General features: G+C 61.3%; 13 protein-coding genes and 1 tRNA gene. 12 read left to right on the top strand and 2 right to left on the bottom strand.

Annotated elements, in window-relative coordinates; all coding sequences use genetic code 11:
- The first annotated feature begins 9 nt into the window (after positions 1-9).
- From tolB to serA, 9 genes are all read left to right on the top strand, one after another.
- On the top strand, positions 10-1317 hold the full coding sequence (gene tolB / locus N2A41_RS17740) for a Tol-Pal system beta propeller repeat protein TolB (protein ID WP_222294059.1): 1308 nt from the start codon (positions 10-12) through the stop codon (positions 1315-1317).
- 151 nt (positions 1318-1468) lie between these two features.
- Entirely contained in the window at positions 1469-1999 is a 531-nt protein-coding gene (gene pal, locus N2A41_RS17735) for a peptidoglycan-associated lipoprotein Pal (protein ID WP_017968098.1), read from the top strand.
- A 163-nt stretch (positions 2000-2162) separates the two neighbouring features.
- The gene (ybgF, locus tag N2A41_RS17730; RefSeq protein ID WP_260109373.1) at positions 2163-3149 is read left to right on the top strand and encodes a tol-pal system protein YbgF; all 987 of its coding nucleotides are present in this window, start codon (positions 2163-2165) and stop codon (positions 3147-3149) included.
- Positions 3150-3160: 11 nt separating this feature from the next.
- Positions 3161-4585 (top strand): tRNA lysidine(34) synthetase TilS, encoded by a 1425-nt coding sequence (tilS, locus tag N2A41_RS17725; RefSeq protein WP_260109372.1) that lies wholly within the window; start codon positions 3161-3163, stop codon positions 4583-4585.
- Positions 4586-4681: 96 nt separating this feature from the next.
- Positions 4682-6613 (top strand): ATP-dependent zinc metalloprotease FtsH, encoded by a 1932-nt coding sequence (gene ftsH, locus N2A41_RS17720; RefSeq protein ID WP_260109371.1) that lies wholly within the window; start codon positions 4682-4684, stop codon positions 6611-6613.
- Positions 6614-6854: 241 nt separating this feature from the next.
- Positions 6855-8207 (top strand): phosphoglucosamine mutase, encoded by a 1353-nt coding sequence (gene glmM / locus N2A41_RS17715; RefSeq protein WP_017968094.1) that lies wholly within the window; start codon positions 6855-6857, stop codon positions 8205-8207.
- A gap of 264 nt (positions 8208-8471) precedes the next feature.
- Positions 8472-9308, top strand: coding sequence for an outer membrane protein (locus tag N2A41_RS17710; protein WP_162118840.1), 837 nt, complete (start codon positions 8472-8474; stop codon positions 9306-9308).
- Positions 9309-9494: 186 nt separating this feature from the next.
- The gene (locus N2A41_RS17705; RefSeq protein WP_222384626.1) at positions 9495-10673 is read left to right on the top strand and encodes a phosphoserine transaminase; all 1179 of its coding nucleotides are present in this window, start codon (positions 9495-9497) and stop codon (positions 10671-10673) included.
- A gap of 80 nt (positions 10674-10753) precedes the next feature.
- Entirely contained in the window at positions 10754-12349 is a 1596-nt protein-coding gene (serA, locus tag N2A41_RS17700; protein ID WP_020486256.1) for a phosphoglycerate dehydrogenase, read from the top strand.
- Between the two features lie 74 nt (positions 12350-12423).
- On the opposite strand, the gene N2A41_RS17695 is transcribed toward serA, so the two are convergent.
- On the bottom strand, positions 12424-12687 hold the full coding sequence (locus N2A41_RS17695) for a hypothetical protein (RefSeq protein WP_017968090.1): 264 nt from the start codon (positions 12685-12687) through the stop codon (positions 12424-12426).
- Between the two features lie 164 nt (positions 12688-12851).
- Here N2A41_RS17695 and N2A41_RS17690 point away from each other — a divergent pair, with 164 nt between their 5' ends.
- From N2A41_RS17690 to N2A41_RS17680, 3 genes are all read left to right on the top strand, one after another.
- On the top strand, positions 12852-15005 hold the full coding sequence (locus N2A41_RS17690) for a putative bifunctional diguanylate cyclase/phosphodiesterase (RefSeq protein ID WP_260109370.1): 2154 nt from the start codon (positions 12852-12854) through the stop codon (positions 15003-15005).
- Between the two features lie 444 nt (positions 15006-15449).
- The gene (gene mnmA, locus N2A41_RS17685) at positions 15450-16649 is read left to right on the top strand and encodes a tRNA 2-thiouridine(34) synthase MnmA (protein ID WP_260109369.1); all 1200 of its coding nucleotides are present in this window, start codon (positions 15450-15452) and stop codon (positions 16647-16649) included.
- A gap of 135 nt (positions 16650-16784) precedes the next feature.
- Positions 16785-16861 (top strand) — tRNA-Met (locus N2A41_RS17680).
- A gap of 44 nt (positions 16862-16905) precedes the next feature.
- Here the strand turns inward: N2A41_RS17680 and N2A41_RS17675 are convergent.
- Positions 16906-18096, bottom strand: a complete 1191-nt coding sequence (locus N2A41_RS17675; RefSeq protein WP_260109368.1) for an IS481 family transposase — start codon at positions 18094-18096, stop codon at positions 16906-16908.
- Positions 18097-18522: the final 426 nt, after the last annotated feature.

Genomic DNA, 18522 nt, shown 5'->3' with positions numbered 1-18522 from the left:
TTGTTTGATATGGTCAAGTGTTCCCTCATCCGCGCTCTGATGGTCATTGCAGGCCTGATTGGGGCTGCAGCCTTTACGACCCCGGCGAACGCGTTGGTCACCCTCGACCTTCGAAAAGGCAATGTCCAGCCGATGCCGATTGCGGTGACTGACTTCCAGGGCGACATAGGCGCGCAGGTTTCGCAGGTCATCGCCGCCGACCTGCAGCGTTCCGGCCTGTTTGCCCCGATCAACCAGGCGGCCTTTATCGAAAAGATCTCCAATCCGGATGCCGCGCCGCGTTTCGAGGACTGGAAGGTCATCAATGCCCAGGCGCTGGTCACCGGCCGGGTTACCAAGGAAGCCGATGGCCGTCTTCGCGCCGAATTCCGGCTCTGGGACCCGTTCGCCGGACAGCAGATGACCGGTCAGCAGTTCTATACGCAGCCGGAGAACTGGCGCCGTGTGGCGCACATCATCGCCGATGCGATCTACAAGCAGATCACCGGTGAGGAAGGTTATTTCGACACGCGCGTCGTCTTCGTCTCCGAATCCGGCACCAAGCAGCAGCGCAAGCGCCAGCTCGCGATCATGGATCAGGACGGCTTCAACGTGCGGATGCTGACCGATGGCAGCGATCTCGTGCTGACGCCGCGCTTCTCGCCGAGCCGGCAGGAAGTCACCTACATGTCCTTTGCCAACCAGCAGCCGCGGGTCTATCTGCTGCAGCTCGAAACCGGGCAGCGCGAAGTCGTCGGCAATTTCCCCGGCATGACCTTCTCGCCGCGCTTTTCGCCGGATGGTCAGAAGGTGATCATGAGCCTGCAGCAGGATGCCAATTCCAATATCTATACGATGGACCTGCGCTCGCGCACGACGACCCGGTTGACCTCGACGGCGGCGATCGACACCTCGCCCTCCTATTCGCCTGATGGTGCGCGTGTCAGCTTCGAGAGCGACCGCGGCGGAAAACCGCAGATCTACGTGATGAACGCCGATGGCTCGGGCCAGACCCGTATTTCCTTCGGCGACGGCTCCTATTCGACGCCGGTCTGGTCGCCGCGCGGCGATCTCATCGCCTTCACCAAACAGGCCGGCGGCAAGTTCTCGATCGGCGTGATGAAGCCGGATGGTTCCGGCGAGCGCATCCTGACGACCGGCTTTCACAATGAGGGCCCGACCTGGGCGCCGAATGGCCGCGTGCTGATGTTCTTCCGCCAGGCGGCGGGCGCAGGTGGTCCGCAGCTCTATTCGATCGATCTGACCGGTTACAACGAGCAGCTCGTGAAGACGCCGACCTACGGTTCCGACCCGGCCTGGTCGCCGCTTATGGAGTAGGCGATGCGCTGCTGCCTTCTTGTCGCCCCAAAGTCATGGAACCGAGCGACCCGGGACAAATCAGTAAATCGTTAACCATAATCTTTGAGGGGCGGTTAACCGAGTGCGGTTACTGTCCGGAAACCCTGATGAAATCGCAAGGAGACCGGCCATGAGCCGAATTCATACCCCGGCAATGAGCCGCATGCAGAATTTCGCCCGCAACCCCGTCATGATCGCGCTTATCGCCGGCCTAGCGCTCGCAAGCTGCGCCAAGAAGCCGCCGAACAGCGCCGGCGACCTCGGGCTCGGCACTGGTGCTGGCGCCGCGACGCCGGGCTCTGCCCAGGACTTCACGGTCAATGTCGGCGACCGCATCTTCTTCGATACCGACTCCTCGTCGATCCGCGCCGACGCCTCGCAGACGCTCGACCGTCAGGCCCAGTGGCTCGCCCGCTACCCGAACTACCAGATCACCGTCGAAGGCCATGCCGACGAACGCGGCACGCGCGAATACAACCTCGCGCTCGGCGCCCGCCGTGCGGCTGCCGCCAAGGACTATCTCGCTTCGCGCGGCGTCCCGGCGCAGCGCCTGAAGACGATCTCCTACGGCAAGGAACGTCCGGTCGCCGTTTGCGACGATATTTCCTGCTGGTCGCAGAACCGCCGCGCGGTTACCGTGCTTGGCGGCGCGGGCATGTAACTGCCGAGCAACAATTCGCTTTTTCGAAAGGCGGTCCCGCGTGGGGCCGCCTTTTCTTTTTGACCACACTTTGGCCAGACTCCGTTGCTTTTTGAAAGCAATTGGAAAAATCTCCTGTTCGTGCCATCGAGGTGCGAAGAATCACTGGGACAGGACGATACATATGAAGAAACTTGTCGTGGCAGGCATGCTGTGCCTCGCGGCTGTGACCGGAAGCGAACGGGCGGCCCATTCCGCCTCGTTTTTCGGGCTACATCTCGGCGACCGATCCGCGGAAAACCAGGCGGCGCCGCCTGTTGTCAAGGTGCAGAGCGGCGACGCGGAGATCCGCGTGCAGCAGCTCGAAGAGCAGCTGCGGCAGCTGAACGGCCGGATCGAAGAGATGAGCTTTCAGCTTCTACAGATGCAGGAGACGATCCGCAAGCAGCAGGAAGACAATGAATTCCGCTTCCAGCAGCTCGAAAAGACCGGTGGCGGCGGTGCCGCCAAGGCACCTGTCAAGAAGAGCGAGACCGATGGCGCTCCAGCAGCCTCCGGCGGCGACGATATTGCCAGGGTGATCCAAGCACCGCAGGGAGCCGAAACGGCTCCCTCCACCAGCGTGCCGGAGAATAGCGGTCTCGGCCAACCACCGAAGGAGCTCGGCTCGATCGATTTCGATCAGAACGGCAATCCGATCGGCGGAAGCGTCGACGAAAATGCCAAGATCGGTTCCGGTCCGATTCCCGATGCCAATAGCAAAACGCCGCAGCAGACCGCCTCGCTCGGCAGCGAGGCCGACCAGTATAAGGCCGCCTACGGGCACGTGCTATCCGGTGATTACAGCACAGCCGAACAGGAATTCACGCAGTATATCACCCACTACCCGAGCAGCGCGCGGGCGGCGGATGCCAATCTCTGGCTCGGCGAAGCACTCTATTCGCAGGGCAAGTACAATGAGGCCGCCAAGACCTTTCTCAATGCACATCAGAAATACGGCACATCGGAAAAGGCGCCGGAAATGCTGCTGAAGCTCGGCATGTCGCTTGCCGCCCTCGACAATACCGAGACGGCGTGCGCGACGCTGCGCGAAGTGTCGAAGCGTTATCCGAAGGCCTCGCGCGCCGTCATAAGCAAGGTTGCGAGCGAACAGAAGCGCCTCGCCTGCTAAGGGATTCCGGAATGTCTCCGGAAACCGCATCGCCTCAACGGGCGATCCTCCAGTTTCTTTCGTCGCTTCAAAGCCCCGCACGCATTCTCGTCGCGATATCGGGCGGCAGCGATTCCACCGGCCTGCTTCTTCTCCTCGATGAAGCCGTGAAGGTCGCGCCCCATCTCAAGATTTCCCTTTGCGCTACAACCGTCGACCATGCGTTGCGCGCCGGCTCGGCAGACGAGGCGCGTGAAGTCGCAGCCCTCTGCACATCGCTTGGCATTCCCCACACCACCATGATCTGGGAGGGCGACAAGCCGAAAACCGGCATCATGGCGGCGGCCCGCGAGGCGCGCTATAGCCTGCTGGCAACCGCCGCCGAAAGTTTCGAAGCCGATCTCATCGTCACTGGCCATACGTTCGACGACCAGCGCGAAACACTGCAGATGCGTGGGATGCGAACGGAGCAGATTTCGACCGGCATTGCGGATGCGGTGCTTTTCAACCGGCGCTTCTGGATTTGGCGGCCGCTTCTCTTTTCCAGCCGGGCAGATATCCGCGCTTTCCTCAAGGAGCGGGGCGTGCCGTGGATCGATGATCCGAGCAACGAAGATGTGACCTATGAGCGCGTGCGGACACGCCGGAAGCTTTCGGCCGATGCAGGTGCCGAGAGGAATGTCCGCGCGGCTTGGGAAGCGCGGCTGGCTCTTTCGGCTAGGGGAGCAGAATGGCTGGATGGTCATTTCACGCTCCACGGCGGTCTACTCGGGCAGGTGACGCCCGACGGGTTGCGGCAGGACCGGGCGGTCCTCGATTATGCACTCGGCCGTCTGACAGCCGTTTTCGGTGGGCTGCCGTTTGCACCGGGGAGGGCGCATATGGAGCATATCCTTGCATTTGTCACCGGCAGTGAGCCGGGACGGATGACCGTTGGCAGGGTGGTGTTCGATCTCAGGCGTGACGGGCTTTATTTGGCGCGCGAGAGCCGGGGGATATTGCCGCTGGTATTGCTGCCGGGAGAGGCTGGGGTTTGGGATGGAAGGTTTTATGCGCGCAATGCGTCGGCCGCATTAATTGAGATCCAGACGCCCAAGGACTTCGGCGCGCAAGACACTTCGCGCCTAATTGAGCCAATCATCGCGCAGAAGCGCGGTGGCTGGATTCCCGTGACATCCCTCGGATCAAGTCCGAGGGCAGGAATGAGGGGGCGTATGCATCACCTTCCCAAGGGTGCATGGAAGCGCGCCGTCGCCGCAGCGCCGGTTTTATCTGCCGAAGGAGCCCCTTTATCTGAGGAATCCGTCCGTAAGGTCGAACTGACGCCCTATTTCGCACCCTTCGACCGCTTTTTGACACGATTTGACTTCATCTTTGCCAATAGGCTTTCGGCGGTTTTCGCGACGGCGCCCTATGCGAGGCTGCCTTTAAGAAGTATTGACGGAAAAACCATCTGACCTGGGGTGTCGCCTTGGCAATCGTGCGGCGCAACCCTATGTTAGAAACGAATAAGACTGTCGCCATGAGGCGGCTGTTCCATGCTGGGGAGTTCAATGAACCCTAACTTACGTAATTTCGCCTTGTGGGCCATCATCGCGCTTCTGCTGATCGCCCTTTTCAGTATGTTCCAGACGGCGCCGGCACAGACGGGCTCCCGCGAAATCCCTTATTCGCAGTTTCTGCGTGAGGTCGATGCGGGCCGCGTGAAGGATGTCGTGGTCACCGGTAACCGGTTGACCGGGACATATCTGGAGAACAACAATACCTTCCAGACCTATTCGCCTGTGATCGACGATAGTCTGCTCGACCGCCTGCAGGGCAAGAACGTGGCCGTCACCGCGCGTCCCGAGACTGATGGTTCTTCCGGCTTCCTGAGCTATCTCGGCACGCTTTTGCCGATGCTTCTGATTCTCGGCGTCTGGCTGTTCTTCATGCGGCAGATGCAAGGCGGCTCGCGCGGTGCGATGGGCTTCGGCAAGTCCAAGGCCAAGCTCTTGACCGAAGCGCATGGCCGCGTGACTTTCGAAGACGTTGCCGGTGTCGACGAGGCCAAGCAGGATCTCGAGGAAATCGTCGAATTCCTGCGTGATCCGCAGAAGTTCCAGCGTCTCGGCGGCAAGATTCCGCGTGGCGTGCTGCTCGTCGGTCCTCCGGGTACCGGCAAGACGCTGCTCGCCCGCTCGGTCGCCGGCGAAGCCAATGTGCCCTTCTTCACCATTTCGGGCTCCGATTTCGTCGAAATGTTCGTCGGCGTCGGTGCAAGCCGCGTGCGCGATATGTTCGAGCAGGCCAAGAAGAACGCGCCCTGCATCATCTTCATCGACGAAATCGATGCCGTCGGCCGCCATCGCGGCGCCGGTCTCGGCGGCGGCAATGACGAACGCGAGCAGACGCTGAACCAGCTGCTGGTCGAAATGGACGGCTTCGAGGCGAATGAAGGCGTGATCCTGATCGCTGCCACCAACCGCCCCGACGTGCTCGATCCGGCGCTGCTGCGTCCCGGCCGTTTCGACCGTCAGGTCGTCGTGCCGAACCCCGACATCGTCGGCCGCGAGCGTATCCTCAAGGTACATGCCCGCAACGTTCCGCTGGCGCCGAATGTCGATCTCAAGATTCTCGCCCGTGGCACGCCCGGTTTTTCCGGCGCCGACCTGATGAACCTTGTCAACGAAGCTGCCCTCATGGCCGCCCGCCGTAACAAGCGCGTCGTCACCATGCAGGAATTCGAGGACGCCAAGGACAAGATCATGATGGGCGCCGAGCGCCGGTCCTCGGCTATGACCGAGGCGGAAAAGAAGCTCACCGCTTACCATGAGGCCGGACACGCCATCACCGCGCTCAATGTCGCCGTCGCCGATCCGCTGCATAAGGCGACGATCATTCCGCGCGGTCGTGCGCTCGGCATGGTCATGCAGCTTCCCGAGGGCGACCGCTACTCGATGAGCTACAAGTGGATGGTTTCGCGCCTCTGCATCATGATGGGCGGCCGCGTGGCCGAAGAGCTCACCTTCGGCAAAGAGAACATCACTTCGGGTGCCTCTTCCGACATCGAGCAGGCGACCAAACTCGCCCGCGCCATGGTCACGCAATGGGGCTTTTCCGATCAGCTTGGTCAGGTCGCCTATGGCGAGAACCAGCAGGAAGTCTTCCTCGGTCACTCGGTTTCGCAGTCGAAGAATGTTTCGGAGGCAACCGCGCAGAAGATCGACAATGAAGTGCGCCGCCTGATCGACGAAGCTTATACGCAGGCCCGCACGATCCTGACGGAAAAGCACGACGAATTCGTCGCCCTTGCCGAAGGTCTGCTCGAATACGAGACATTGACCGGCGAAGAGATCAAGGCGCTGATCCGCGGCGAAAAGCCTGCCCGCGATCTCGGCGATGATTCGCCGCCGAGCCGCGGCTCAGCCGTTCCGAAGGCCGGCGCACGGCCCGTCACCAAGGGCGACGAGCCCGAAGGCGGCCTCGAACCGCAGCCGCATTGAACAGCGGCACTACCTTGAAGAAGGCCGGATTTCCGAAATGGGAGATCCGGCTTTTTCAATTGGTAACGGGATATAATCATTTTTCTTGCTAATTTACGTGCTGATCGCCGCATTTTGTGGCATTCCGCTGAATTGAGGCAAGCATGAATCACGCTCGTGGATTGACGACAATTCACTGAAGCCGGATTCGCTCGGAACGGTGCGCTGCCTTGAATGGCGCGCGGAAAGCGCAGGAGTGCAGATGAAAAGACGCTATTTTGGTACAGACGGCATTCGCGGCCAGGCCAACGTCTTCCCTATGACGCCGGACCTCGCGATGCGGGTTGGCATCGCCGCAGGAACGATTTTCCGTAACGGCGCCCACCGTCATCGTGTAGTGATCGGCAAGGACACGCGGCTGTCAGGATACATGCTTGAGAATGCCCTCGTGGCCGGTTTTACCGCGGCCGGACTGGACGTGTTCCTGCTCGGCCCTATTCCGACACCTGCGGTTGCCATGCTGACGCGTTCCCTGCGATGCGATATTGGGGTGATGATTTCGGCCTCGCACAATCCGTTCCAAGACAATGGTATCAAACTTTTCGGTCCGGACGGCTACAAGCTCTCCGATGACATCGAAGCGCAGATCGAGGATCTGCTCGAGAAGGATCTATCGGGGCAGCTTGCCAAGGCTGAGGAAATCGGCCGAGCCAAGCGCGTCGATGGCGATATCTATCGCTATCTCGAGCACGTCAAACGCACGCTGCCGCGCGACGTCACGCTGCAGGGTCTCCGGATCGCCATCGATTGCGCCAACGGTGCCGCCTATAAGGTGGCGCCCGCCGTGCTCTGGGAACTCGGTGCTGAGGTCGTCACTATCGGCAACGAGCCGAGCGGCATCAACATCAACCTCAATTGTGGTTCCACCAGTCCCGTCGCGCTGCAGAAGAAGGTCGACGAGGTGCGCGCCGATATCGGCATCGCGCTCGACGGCGACGCGGACCGCGTCATCATCGTCGATGAAAACGGTTCGATCGTCGACGGCGACCAGTTGATGGCCGTCATCGCCGAAAGCTGGGCCGAGAGCCAGCAACTGCGTGGCAATGGGATCGTTGCGACCGTCATGTCCAATCTCGGCCTCGAGCGCTTTCTCGATGAGCGCGGCATGGCGCTTGCCCGCACGCGGGTCGGCGACCGCTACGTCGTCGAGCATATGCGCCAGCACAATTACAATGTCGGTGGCGAGCAGTCGGGCCATATCGTGCTTTCGGATTACGGCACGACCGGCGACGGTCTCGTCGCGGCCCTGCAGATCCTGGCCGCAGTCAAACGCACCGGCCGGACCGTCAGCGAGGTCTGCCGTCGCTTCGAGCCGGTGCCGCAGCTGCTGCGCAATGTTCGCATCAGCGGTGGCAAGCCGCTGGAGGATATCCAGGTGCAGAAGGCGATCGCCGATGCCGAAGCCGAGCTTGCCAGGAACGGCCGCCTCGTCATCCGTCCCTCGGGCACCGAGCCGCTGATCCGCGTCATGGCCGAAGGCGACGACCGCGCCCAGATCGAGCGCATCGTCAACGAGCTGATCGGCACGATCTCGAACGTCCGGACTGCCGCCTGATTTTTTCGGGACGAAATGTCAAAAGCCGGTGCGCAAGCGCCGGCTTTTTTGTTATGCGTGCGCACTATTTTGAGCTGATCGCCGCGGCCAAACCATCCCGATGAGCCAAACCGATCTATGTTTCGGGCCGCCTTGATGCCTGGCATCAAGGTAAATAATCGTGGTTAAGCAGCTTTTAACGTTTCCCATTCATTATCCATCCCAAGCGTACAAGATTGGCAGCGACCGAGCCTGCCGACGCAACGGGATTTTGGAGTGGGATCCATGAAAAGAAGCTTGTCCGGCATCTTCGCCGCATTGTTGATCGCGACAAACGCCTATTCCGCGGACCTCGCCCCTGCCGAGCCTATCCCGGAGCAGCCGCCTGAGGTGACGGTCACCGAAGCGACCGGCTGGTACCTGCGCGGCGATGTCGGCTATGCCTTCACCGATCTGCGCGGCGCCCGCTATTTCCAGGGCAGCAACGCCACGGAGGTCGATTTCGACGACGCCGATCTGGACGATACATGGACTGTCGGCGGTGGTGTCGGTTACCAGATCAACAGCTATCTGCGCACCGATCTGACCTTCGACTATCTCACCCAGGCGGATTTCAACGGCTCTACGGTCGGGCAGTGCGGCTTTCCGCTGGTGGACTGCACCTCGAGCGACCGCTCTTCGCTGACAGCCTATACGCTGCTCGCCAACGCCTATGTCGATCTCGGCACTTACGGCTACGTCACGCCCTATGTCGGCGCCGGTATCGGCGGTTCTTACGTGAAGTGGAAGAACCTCAGCAACGTCGCCTGCGCCGATGACGGCAGCTTCTGCGACGACCAGGTCACCCATGGCGGCAAGGGCAACTGGCGCTTCACCTACGCGCTCATGGCCGGCGCTTCGATCGATGTGACCTGCAACATCAAAGCCGATGTCGGCTACCGTTACCTGCATATCGATGGCGGCAACATGTTCGGCTATGCCGACAATGGCGGCCCGGGCCGCGACAAGGGTCTGAGCGCCCACGAAGCTCGCGTCGGCGCCCGCTATCTCTTCGGCGGCTGCGCCCAGGCGAGCTACGAACCGCCGCCGGAAATCCCGCTGCAGCAGCCTGTCTACAAGTAAGTCCGATCCCCTGACATCTGAGCCGCCCCGACCGGGCGGCTTTTTCCTATTGCGGCCATCCCGGCCTGCGTCAAAATATGTTCCGCCCGCGACACTTCGATCTTGACTATGACGCGCCGGGTCCATACACACGGCGGCGGGACACCCTTCCCCAACGAAGGGCTTTCTATCTGAGAGGATAGCATCATGGCGAAGACCGCAAAGCCGGACATCCGTCCGAACAATACTCATTTTTCTTCTGGCCCCTGCTCGAAGCGCCCCGGTTGGTCGCTCGAAGCCCTTTCCGACGCGGCCCTTGGCCGTTCGCACCGCGCGAAGGTCGGCAAGGCCAAGCTCAAGCAGGCCATCGACCTTACCCGTGAAATTCTCGAAGTGCCGGCGGATTACCGCATCGGCATCGTTCCGGCGTCCGACACCGGCGCCGTCGAAATGGCGCTTTGGTCACTGCTCGGCGAACGCGGCGTCGACATGCTCGCCTGGGAAAGCTTCGGCGCCGGCTGGGTCACCGATGTCGTCAAGCAACTGAAGCTCAAGGATGTGCGCAAGCTCGAAGCCGGTTACGGCGAGCTTCCCGATCTGTCCGCCGTCGATTTCGACCGCGACGTCGTCTTCACCTGGAACGGCACCACCTCGGGCGTGCGCGTGCCGAATGCCGATTTCATCCCGGCCGACCGCAAGGGCCTGACGATCTGCGACGCCACCTCGGCGGCTTTCGCGCAGGCACTCGATTTCGCCAAGCTCGACGTCGTCACCTTCTCCTGGCAGAAAGTTCTGGGCGGCGAGGGTGCCCACGGCGTCATCATCCTTTCGCCGCGCGCCGTCGAGCGTCTGGTTACCTACACGCCGGCCTGGCCACTGCCGAAGATCTTCCGGATGACTTCGGGCGGCAAGCTGACGGAGGGCATCTTCCAGGGTGAGACGATCAACACCCCGTCGATGCTCTGCGTGGAGGATTATATCGATGCGCTTGTCTGGGCGAAGCAGGTCGGCGGCCTCAAGGGGCTGATCGCGCGTGCCGATGCCAATGCCAAGGTCATCCACGATTTCGTCGCGGCGAACGACTGGATTGCCAATCTCGCCGTCAAGGCGGAGACGGCCTCCAACACCTCCGTCTGCCTGAAGATCGTCGACAAGGACATCGCAGCGCTTGACGACGACGGTCGGGCGAATTTTGCCAAGGGCCTGGTCGGCCTCCTGGAAAAGGAAGGTGTCGCCTATGACGTTGGCCACTACCGTGACGCGCCGTCGGGCCTGCGCATCTGGGCCGGCGCAACGATCGAGGCATCCGACATGCAGAAGCTGATGCCCTGGCTTTCCTGGGCCTTCGAAACACAGAAGGCGCAGCTCGCTCAGGCGACCGCCTGAGGTTATCGCATTCGGCTCCGCCATAGGGCGGAGCCCATTCCTGATTCATTCATCGCTGAACACTTTTGAAGGAGGCCATCATGGCACCTCGCGTTCTCGTATCCGACGAATTGTCGGAAACCGCCGTCCAGATTTTTCGCGACCGCGGCGTCGAAGTCGATTTCGAACCGCAGCTCGGCAAGGACAAAGACCGTCTGCTCGAAGTCATCGGCAAGTATGATGGCCTGGCCATCCGCTCCGCCACCAAGGTGACGGAAAAGATCATCGAGGCGGCGACGAACCTCAAGGTCGTCGGCCGTGCCGGTATCGGCGTCGACAATGTCGATATCCCGGCCGCCTCGCGCCGCGGCATCATCGTGATGAACACGCCCTTCGGCAACTCGATCACGACGGCCGAACACGCGATCGCGCTGATGTTCGCCGTCGCCCGCCAGCTTCCGGCAGCCGATACCTCGACGCAGGCCGGCAAGTGGGAGAAGTCGAAGTTCATGGGCGTCGAGATCACCGGCAAGACGCTCGGCGTTATCGGCGCCGGCAATATCGGCTCGATCGTCTGCGCCCGGGCCATCGGCCTCAAGATGCACGTCGTCGCCTACGATCCGTTCCTCTCCAAGGAGCGCGCCGAGGAGATGGGCGTCACCAAGGTCGAACTCGAAGAGCTGTTCGCCCGGGCCGATTTCATCACGCTGCATGTGCCGATGACCGACAAGACGCGCGGCATCCTCAACAAGGAAGCACTGGCAAAGACCAAGCCAGGCGTGCGCATCATCAACTGCGCCCGCGGCGGCCTGGTCGATGAGGCAGCGCTTGCCGAAGCGATCAAGTCGGGCCATGTCGCGGGTGCCGCCTTCGACGTGTTCGAGGTCGAACCCGCCAAGGAAAGCCCGCTCTTCGGCCTGCCGAACGTCGTCTGCACGCCGCATCTCGGCGCCTCGACGACCGAGGCGCAGGAGAACGTCGCTTTGCAGGTGGCCGAACAGATGGCGGACTACCTCGTCAATGGTGCGGTCTCCAACGCCATCAACATGCCGTCGATCACGGCCGAGGAAGCGCCGATCCTGAAGCCCTTCATCCGTCTTGCCGACGTTCTCGGCGCCTTCGTCGGCCAGGTCACCGAAGAGCCGATCAAGGAAATCGAAATCCTCTATGACGGCGTCACCGCCAACATGAACACGCGGGCACTGACGAGCGCCGTGCTCGCCGGCCTCATCCGCCCGCAGGTCGCCGACGTCAACATGGTTTCGGCGCCAATCATGATCAAGGAAAAGGGCATCGTGCTTTCCGAGGTCAAGCGCGACAAGACAGGCGTCTTCGACGGCTATATCAAACTGACGGTGACCACCGAAAGCATGACACGCTCGGTGGCCGGCACGGTGTTTTCGGACGGCAAGCCGCGCTTCATCCAGATCAAGGGTATCAACCTCGATGCCGATGTCGGCTCGCACATGATCTACATCACCAATACCGACGTTCCCGGTATGATCGGCTTCATCGGCACGACGCTTGGTGCTGCCGGCGTCAACATCGCCAACTTCCAGCTCGGCCGTGACAAGCAGGGCGGCGACGCCATCGCGCTGCTCTATGTCGACGGCAAGGTTGATGACGCGGTGCTTGCTGAGTTGACCGCCCACCAGGCGGTACGCCAGGCAAAGCCGCTGACCTTCAATATTGACTGAGTTTTTCCTCCCAAGGAAATGAAAAACCCGGCGCTGGAAACGGCGCCGGGTTTTTTGCTGTTTCAGAAGTTAAATTAATGGTGCCGGCGTTTCCGGCGGAGGATTTTGCCGGAACGGGCGGCATCGTCTTCAGCCTTGGTGCGGTGAAGGAAGGCGAGCCTGCTGCCGTCGAGGCCCTGGAAGAATTCATCCCAGGAAATCTCTTCCGGTTCCGAGGAAAAATCGACGCGGACGGTTTCGCTGTCCGGTGCGTTCTTGATGCGGGCGGGATGGCCGCCGCGCGCCTCGATCCAATGTCTGATTCTGCTGTAATCCGTCGTCGTGCCGAACCTGCCCATGAAACCCTCCTCAGCAATTCGAATGCGACATCGATCAGCGGGCAACGCACGATCGACGGAATTGTTCCAGGGCGCCCAAATCATTTTATCGAGGGCCGAGATCGTGATGGCAGACCGCTGCTTTGCACATTCTGAAGGCGGAAGCCTAAAGTTTAACCCTGAGTATGATTCTGATTTTATTTAACTTTTCTCGGTATACCCCTGGCATCGGCATCAACGGCACGCGAATTTCCATGGCCCCCTTGCAGAAGACCGAGCAGATCGAAGCATTAAACGACGACTTCCGGTCATTGTTTGCAACGCATCCGTCGCCGATGTGGGTCTATGATCCGACATCGCTGCGCTTTCTCATCGTCAACGAGGCGGCGGCGGCACTTTACGGCTACGGTGCGGACGAATACCGGCGCATGACGGTTCTGGATATTCGCCCTGAGCATGAGCGGGAACGGATGATCGATGCCGTCAGCGGCCGAACCGACATGGAAAAGGCGGAGCGCTGGGTTCACCTCAAGGCGAGTGGCGAGACCTTCGAAGTGCTGACCTATGGCCGAGAAGTGCGCTTCGAGGGCAGGGCCGCAATCCTGGCGATCGTGCAGGACCGCAGCGAGGTCAACGCCGCCAAACGCCAGATCAGCGATACACGCTCGCTTCTCGACAGCATCGTCGACAACCTGCCGGTCGGCGTCTTCGTCAAGGACATGGAAGCGGACGGGCTTTACATTCTCTTCAATGAGGCCTGCGGCGACATCGTCGGCATGCGGGCGGAGCACGTGGTCGGCCAAACCGACCGGGCGCTGTTTCCTCCCAGTCAGACAGACGCCTTCCGCGAGCAGGATCGCCGGGCCTTCGAAGCCAATACGGCGATCAGCTTCGAGGAGACCATGCTGCGCGCCGACGGTGCGCCGCGCCTCTTGCGCACCGTCAAGCGCGCCCTGCCGACGCCCGAGGGCCATTCGCCGCGTTATCTGCTCGGTATCTCGCAAGACGTGACGGAGGAGCGCGCCGTTGAGGCAAAGCTTGCCCATCTCGCTATGCATGATCCGCTCACCGGCCTGCCGAACCGGGCGGCATTTTCCATGCGTATCAACCAGCGGGCGGTCGAAGCGGCCGCCGACAGCCCGATTGCGCTGCTTTATATCGACGTCGATCACTTCAAGCATATCAACGACAGCAAGGGACACGCCGCCGGCGACGCGCTGCTTTGCCAGGTGTCGGAGCGGCTGCGTCAACTGGCGGAGGAGGGTGATCTTGTCGCCCGTCTTGGCGGCGACGAATTCGCCGTCGTGCTGGAGCTCGACGAGCCGGAGCGGGCCGTGCGTTTTGCGCAGCGGCTGCTCAAGGCGCTGAGCCGTGCCTTCGATCTCGACGGCGTCCGGGAGCACGTCACCTGCAGTATCGGCATCGCCTTGGCGCCCGATCATGCCGGCGACGCGGATGTGCTGATGCGGCACGCGGATCTTGCGCTCTATGCCGCCAAGGAGAGCGGACGCTCGACCTATCGTTTCTACGAGACGGAAATGCGGCTTGCCGCCGAGCGCCGGCACGTGATGACCGCCGAACTGTGGGAAGCGCTGGAGAAGCGCCAGTTCGAGCTGCACTACCAGCCGATCGTGCGGCTCGACAATGACGGCATCGGCGGCTTCGAGGCGCTGATCCGCTGGCGCCACCCCAAGCGCGGGCTGGTGGCGCCGATGGAATTCATTCCGCTTGCCGAGGAGACCGGCCTCATCGTCCCGATCGGCGACTGGGTGATCGGGGAAGCCTGCCGCGCGGCTGCCGGTTGGCCCGTTCATCTGAGGATCGCCGTCAATCTCTCCGTCAGCCAGTTTCGGCATGCGAGCCTGCTTTCGACCGTGGTGGCGGCGCTCGACGAGACGGGCCTCAATGCCGACCGGCTTGAAATCGAGATCACCGAGTCCGTATTCCTGACCGATGCCGACCAAAGCCTGCCGCTGCTGCGGGCATTGAAGGCGCTCGGCGTCCGCATCGCCATCGACGATTTCGGCACCGGCTATTCGTCGCTGAGCTATCTGAGGTCCTTCCCCTTCGACAAGATCAAGCTAGACCGCAGCTTCGTTTCGGGTATCGAGACGGATGCGGGCAATCTCGCCATCGTGCGCGCCGTCGCCGGCATCGGCTCCGGCTTCAATGCGACGACCCTGGCCGAAGGGATCGAGACGGAGGAGCAGTTGCAGAAGCTGCGCGCCGAAGGTTTCAGTGAGGTGCAGGGCTATCTGCTCGGCCGGCCGATGCCGCAGCACGAGGCGGAGGCGCTGATCCACGGCGGCGGTCTCAAGGCCGCTTCGTCACGCAGATAGAAGCGCTTGCTCTGTAGCGGGGATCAGCCGTCCGGCGCATGCCCCCTGGCGCTATCAAGCATTCGTCATTTTGAGAAAGGCGGCAGAAGCGGCATAATTGTCGTGGGCTGGAAAGGAGGATGTCTATGAAACGCTATTCATTCTCGATGATCGGACTGGCGCTCGTGACCGCCATTATCGCCAATCCGGGCATCGCATTCGCCTGCAACAAGCTGATCGGCACTTGAGCCGCACCCCCGCTTCCAAGGCGCGGCTTCGGCTGCGCCTTTCTTTGTACGGGAATGCGAAACGCTCAGGCGCCGAACGCCGCCCCTTGCGTCCAGGGACAATCCTTTCTATATCGGTGCCTCATCGAGAGACGGCGGCCGATCCCGCCGGAGATCAGCAATCCGCCGCAATTGCAGCGCAATGGCGGATCGTGACCCAAGCAGAATGGCACCATCGTTGAACACACTGGATTTTGACAAGAAGCCGGAAGAGACCCGTGTCGTCGTTGCCATGTCGGGCGGCGTCGATTCATCCGTCGTCGCCGGCCTTCTCAAACAGCAGGGTTACGATGTGCTCGGCATTACGCTGCAGCTTTACGATCATGGCGCCGCCGTTCACCGCGCCGGCTCCTGCTGCGCCGGCCAGGATATCGACGATGCGCGCCGCGTCTGCGAAACGCTCGGCATCCCGCATTATGTGCTCGATTACGAAAAGCGCTTCCGCGAGACGGTGATCAATCCCTTCGCCGAGAGCTATGTGGCGGGCGAAACGCCGATCCCTTGCGTTTCCTGCAACCAGACCGTCAAATTCGCCGATCTGCTGGCGACCGCCAAGGAACTTGGCGCCGATGCGCTGGCGACCGGTCACTATATCCGCTCGGGACTGAACCCTTCGCCGGACAATCCCGGCCGCCGCGCGCTTTTCCGCCCGGCCGATGCCGACCGCGACCAAAGCTATTTCCTCTTCGCCACGACGCAGGAACAGATCGATTATCTCCGCTTTCCCCTGGGCGGCCTGCCGAAGGCCGAGACCCGCAGGCTTGCTGAAGAGATGGGCCTCGTCGTTGCCAAGAAGGCCGACAGCCAGGACATCTGCTTCGTGCCGCAGGGCAAATATTCCGACGTCATCACAAAGCTGAAGCCGAATGCGGCGCTCGCCGGTGAGATCGTCCATCTCGATGGTCGCGTGCTCGGAACCCATGAGGGTATCCTGCATTTCACGATCGGCCAGCGCCGCGGCATCGGCATCGCTACCGGCGAACCGCTCTACGTCGTCTTTCTGGACGCCCGTTCGCGCCGGGTGATCGTCGGACCGAAGGAGGCGCTGGAAACGCACCGCGTCTACCTGCGCGACATCAACTGGCTGGGCGACGAGACACTTCAGGAAGCCGCTTCCGGCAAGGGCTTTGCCTGTTACGCCAAAGTCCGCTCGACACGCGCGCCGGCGCCCGCCGTGCTCCATATCGATGCAACAGGCACCTATGTCGACCTGACGGTCGGCGAGGCGGGCATCGCACCCGGCCAGGCCTGCGCGCTTTATTCGGCCCCCGGCGACAACGCCCGCGTCTTCGGCGGCGGTTTCATCGAGCGCTCCGAGCGCGAGCCTTCGGCGGAAGCCTGCCTGAAGGTCCTTTTGGCCAACCCCGTCGCCGCTTGAAATCCATCGGAACGGGAGGCGGCTAAAGCCCACCGTTTTTCTCGATCATGCGCTTGACACAAAGCCGAAGCGCACCTTATAAGCCGCTCATCCCACGAACCGGCATCGCTTCGCGAGCGGGTATCGTTGACCAGTGGCGGAGTAGCTCAGTAGGTCAGAGCAGAGGAATCATAATCCTTGTGTCGGGGGTTCAAATCCCTCCTCCGCTACCAATTGTTTTCATGTCCATTCCCGACACATAGGTAACGGAACGTACCTAAGACATGGGTGACAACCTCGTGCCGAACGGGTTGTCGATGGTTTGCAAGGTTCTCTGCTCCAGGTCGATATATCCCAGATCATAGTGCATGAAGCTGACGAGCCAAATGCCGTTGTCGACTTCTTTGATGCCGAGTTTCTGTCCGGCCATGACGGTTGAGATATTGATCTTCTTGCGGTGCATACAGATGCGTCCACAATGGGTGACCAGCACGTCGCGGTCATGGAAGGGGTATTCGATCTCGGGCAGGCCGGTATAGAGGCGGTCTGACGGCCGATAAATCTCTGCCGGATGCCGCATGTTCAGCGCCTCATGTGGGCGTTCCTCGTTGAATTCGCGGATGAAGTCATCGAAGCGTGCCTGCTGTTGGAGGATCGTCCTGCCGGGCGGGCGGGTGGCCTCCTTCTTCAGCGTCAGATGCATGCGCTCGTGGCGGCCGTTCTGCTGCGGGTGACCGGGTTTGATGCGCTCGATGCCGATGCCGAGCCTCAGCCACCAGACCGACAGCTTCGACAGATTGTAGAGCCCATTGGGGCTGGCGAAGGGCAGACCGTTGTCGGAGCGGATGGCGGTGGGCAGCCCGCGTTCGGCAAAGAGCCTGCGGAAGGCTTCGAAGACGCCCTGCTCGCGGGTCGATTCGAAGGCCTCGCAGCAGAGAAGGTAGCGTGATGCCTGGTCGGTGACCGTCAAGGGGTAACAGTAGCGTCCGTTGCCGAGCTTGAACTCTCCCTTGAAATCGGCGCACCAGAGGTCATTGGGAGCAAGCGCTTCACCAAGCACCGTTCCCACGGCCTTGTTCGCCCGGTTCCTCTTGCGGGCCTGGCTCACAAGGCCGTGTCGGTCGAGCACGGCATGCACGGTGCTTGTGGCGGGAATGCGCACATCGCCTGCAAGCCGCTTGACCAGAAGCTCCCGGATTTTGCGTGCTCCCCAATATGGTTTTTCCTTCTTCAGTCGCACGATCATCGCCGTGACTGGCTCGGGCAACTGGTTGGCATAACGGACCGGTCGGCGCGACCGGTCCGTCAGGGCATCAAGCCCTTCGTCCTTGTAACGGTTGAAGATCTTGTAGCCGGTCTTGCGCGAGATGCCGAATTCCCGGCAAACATCGCTCATACCCTCGCCCTCAAGCAGCCGGGCGACAAATCGAAGACGTTCCTCCATGACCGAAATCTCTCTCCACGGCATCAACACCTCCCGCTTCAAAACGGAAAGTGTTACCCATGTCTCCGGTACAAAACGTCACCTATCTCTCAGGTCGGGCATCATTACATAAAGTGCGAAATTTAGGACTCCGATAAGAATCCTTTTTTGTGGGCGTGGTAGCATACTGGTCGCAGCGCCAAACGTGGTTGCGAGGGGACCAATCCCGTTGCGCCCTGATCTGCAGCATAACGACAAAGAGAGGCCTATCTGTAGAGCGTCAGAAGCAACAGAGGTATCTTCGTTGCCCAAAGGTGCGATGCGACAGCGATAATAATAGCCCATACGGCGAGCGAGAACATGACCGCCGCTAACCTGATCCCGACTGGCTGCATCATTTCCTCCATTCCAGCATAATCGTGCCCCCTCGAACGATCCAATGCTAGCAAGACGCAGGCCCGTCAGCTATCG

It is taken from the genome of Rhizobium sp. SRDI969 (genome assembly GCF_025152725.1).
In the GTDB taxonomy this organism is placed as follows: domain Bacteria; phylum Pseudomonadota; class Alphaproteobacteria; order Rhizobiales; family Rhizobiaceae; genus Rhizobium; species Rhizobium leguminosarum_I.
The sequence above is the reverse complement of the archived record's forward strand: the minus strand, read 5'-3'. Positions and strand labels throughout refer to the sequence as shown.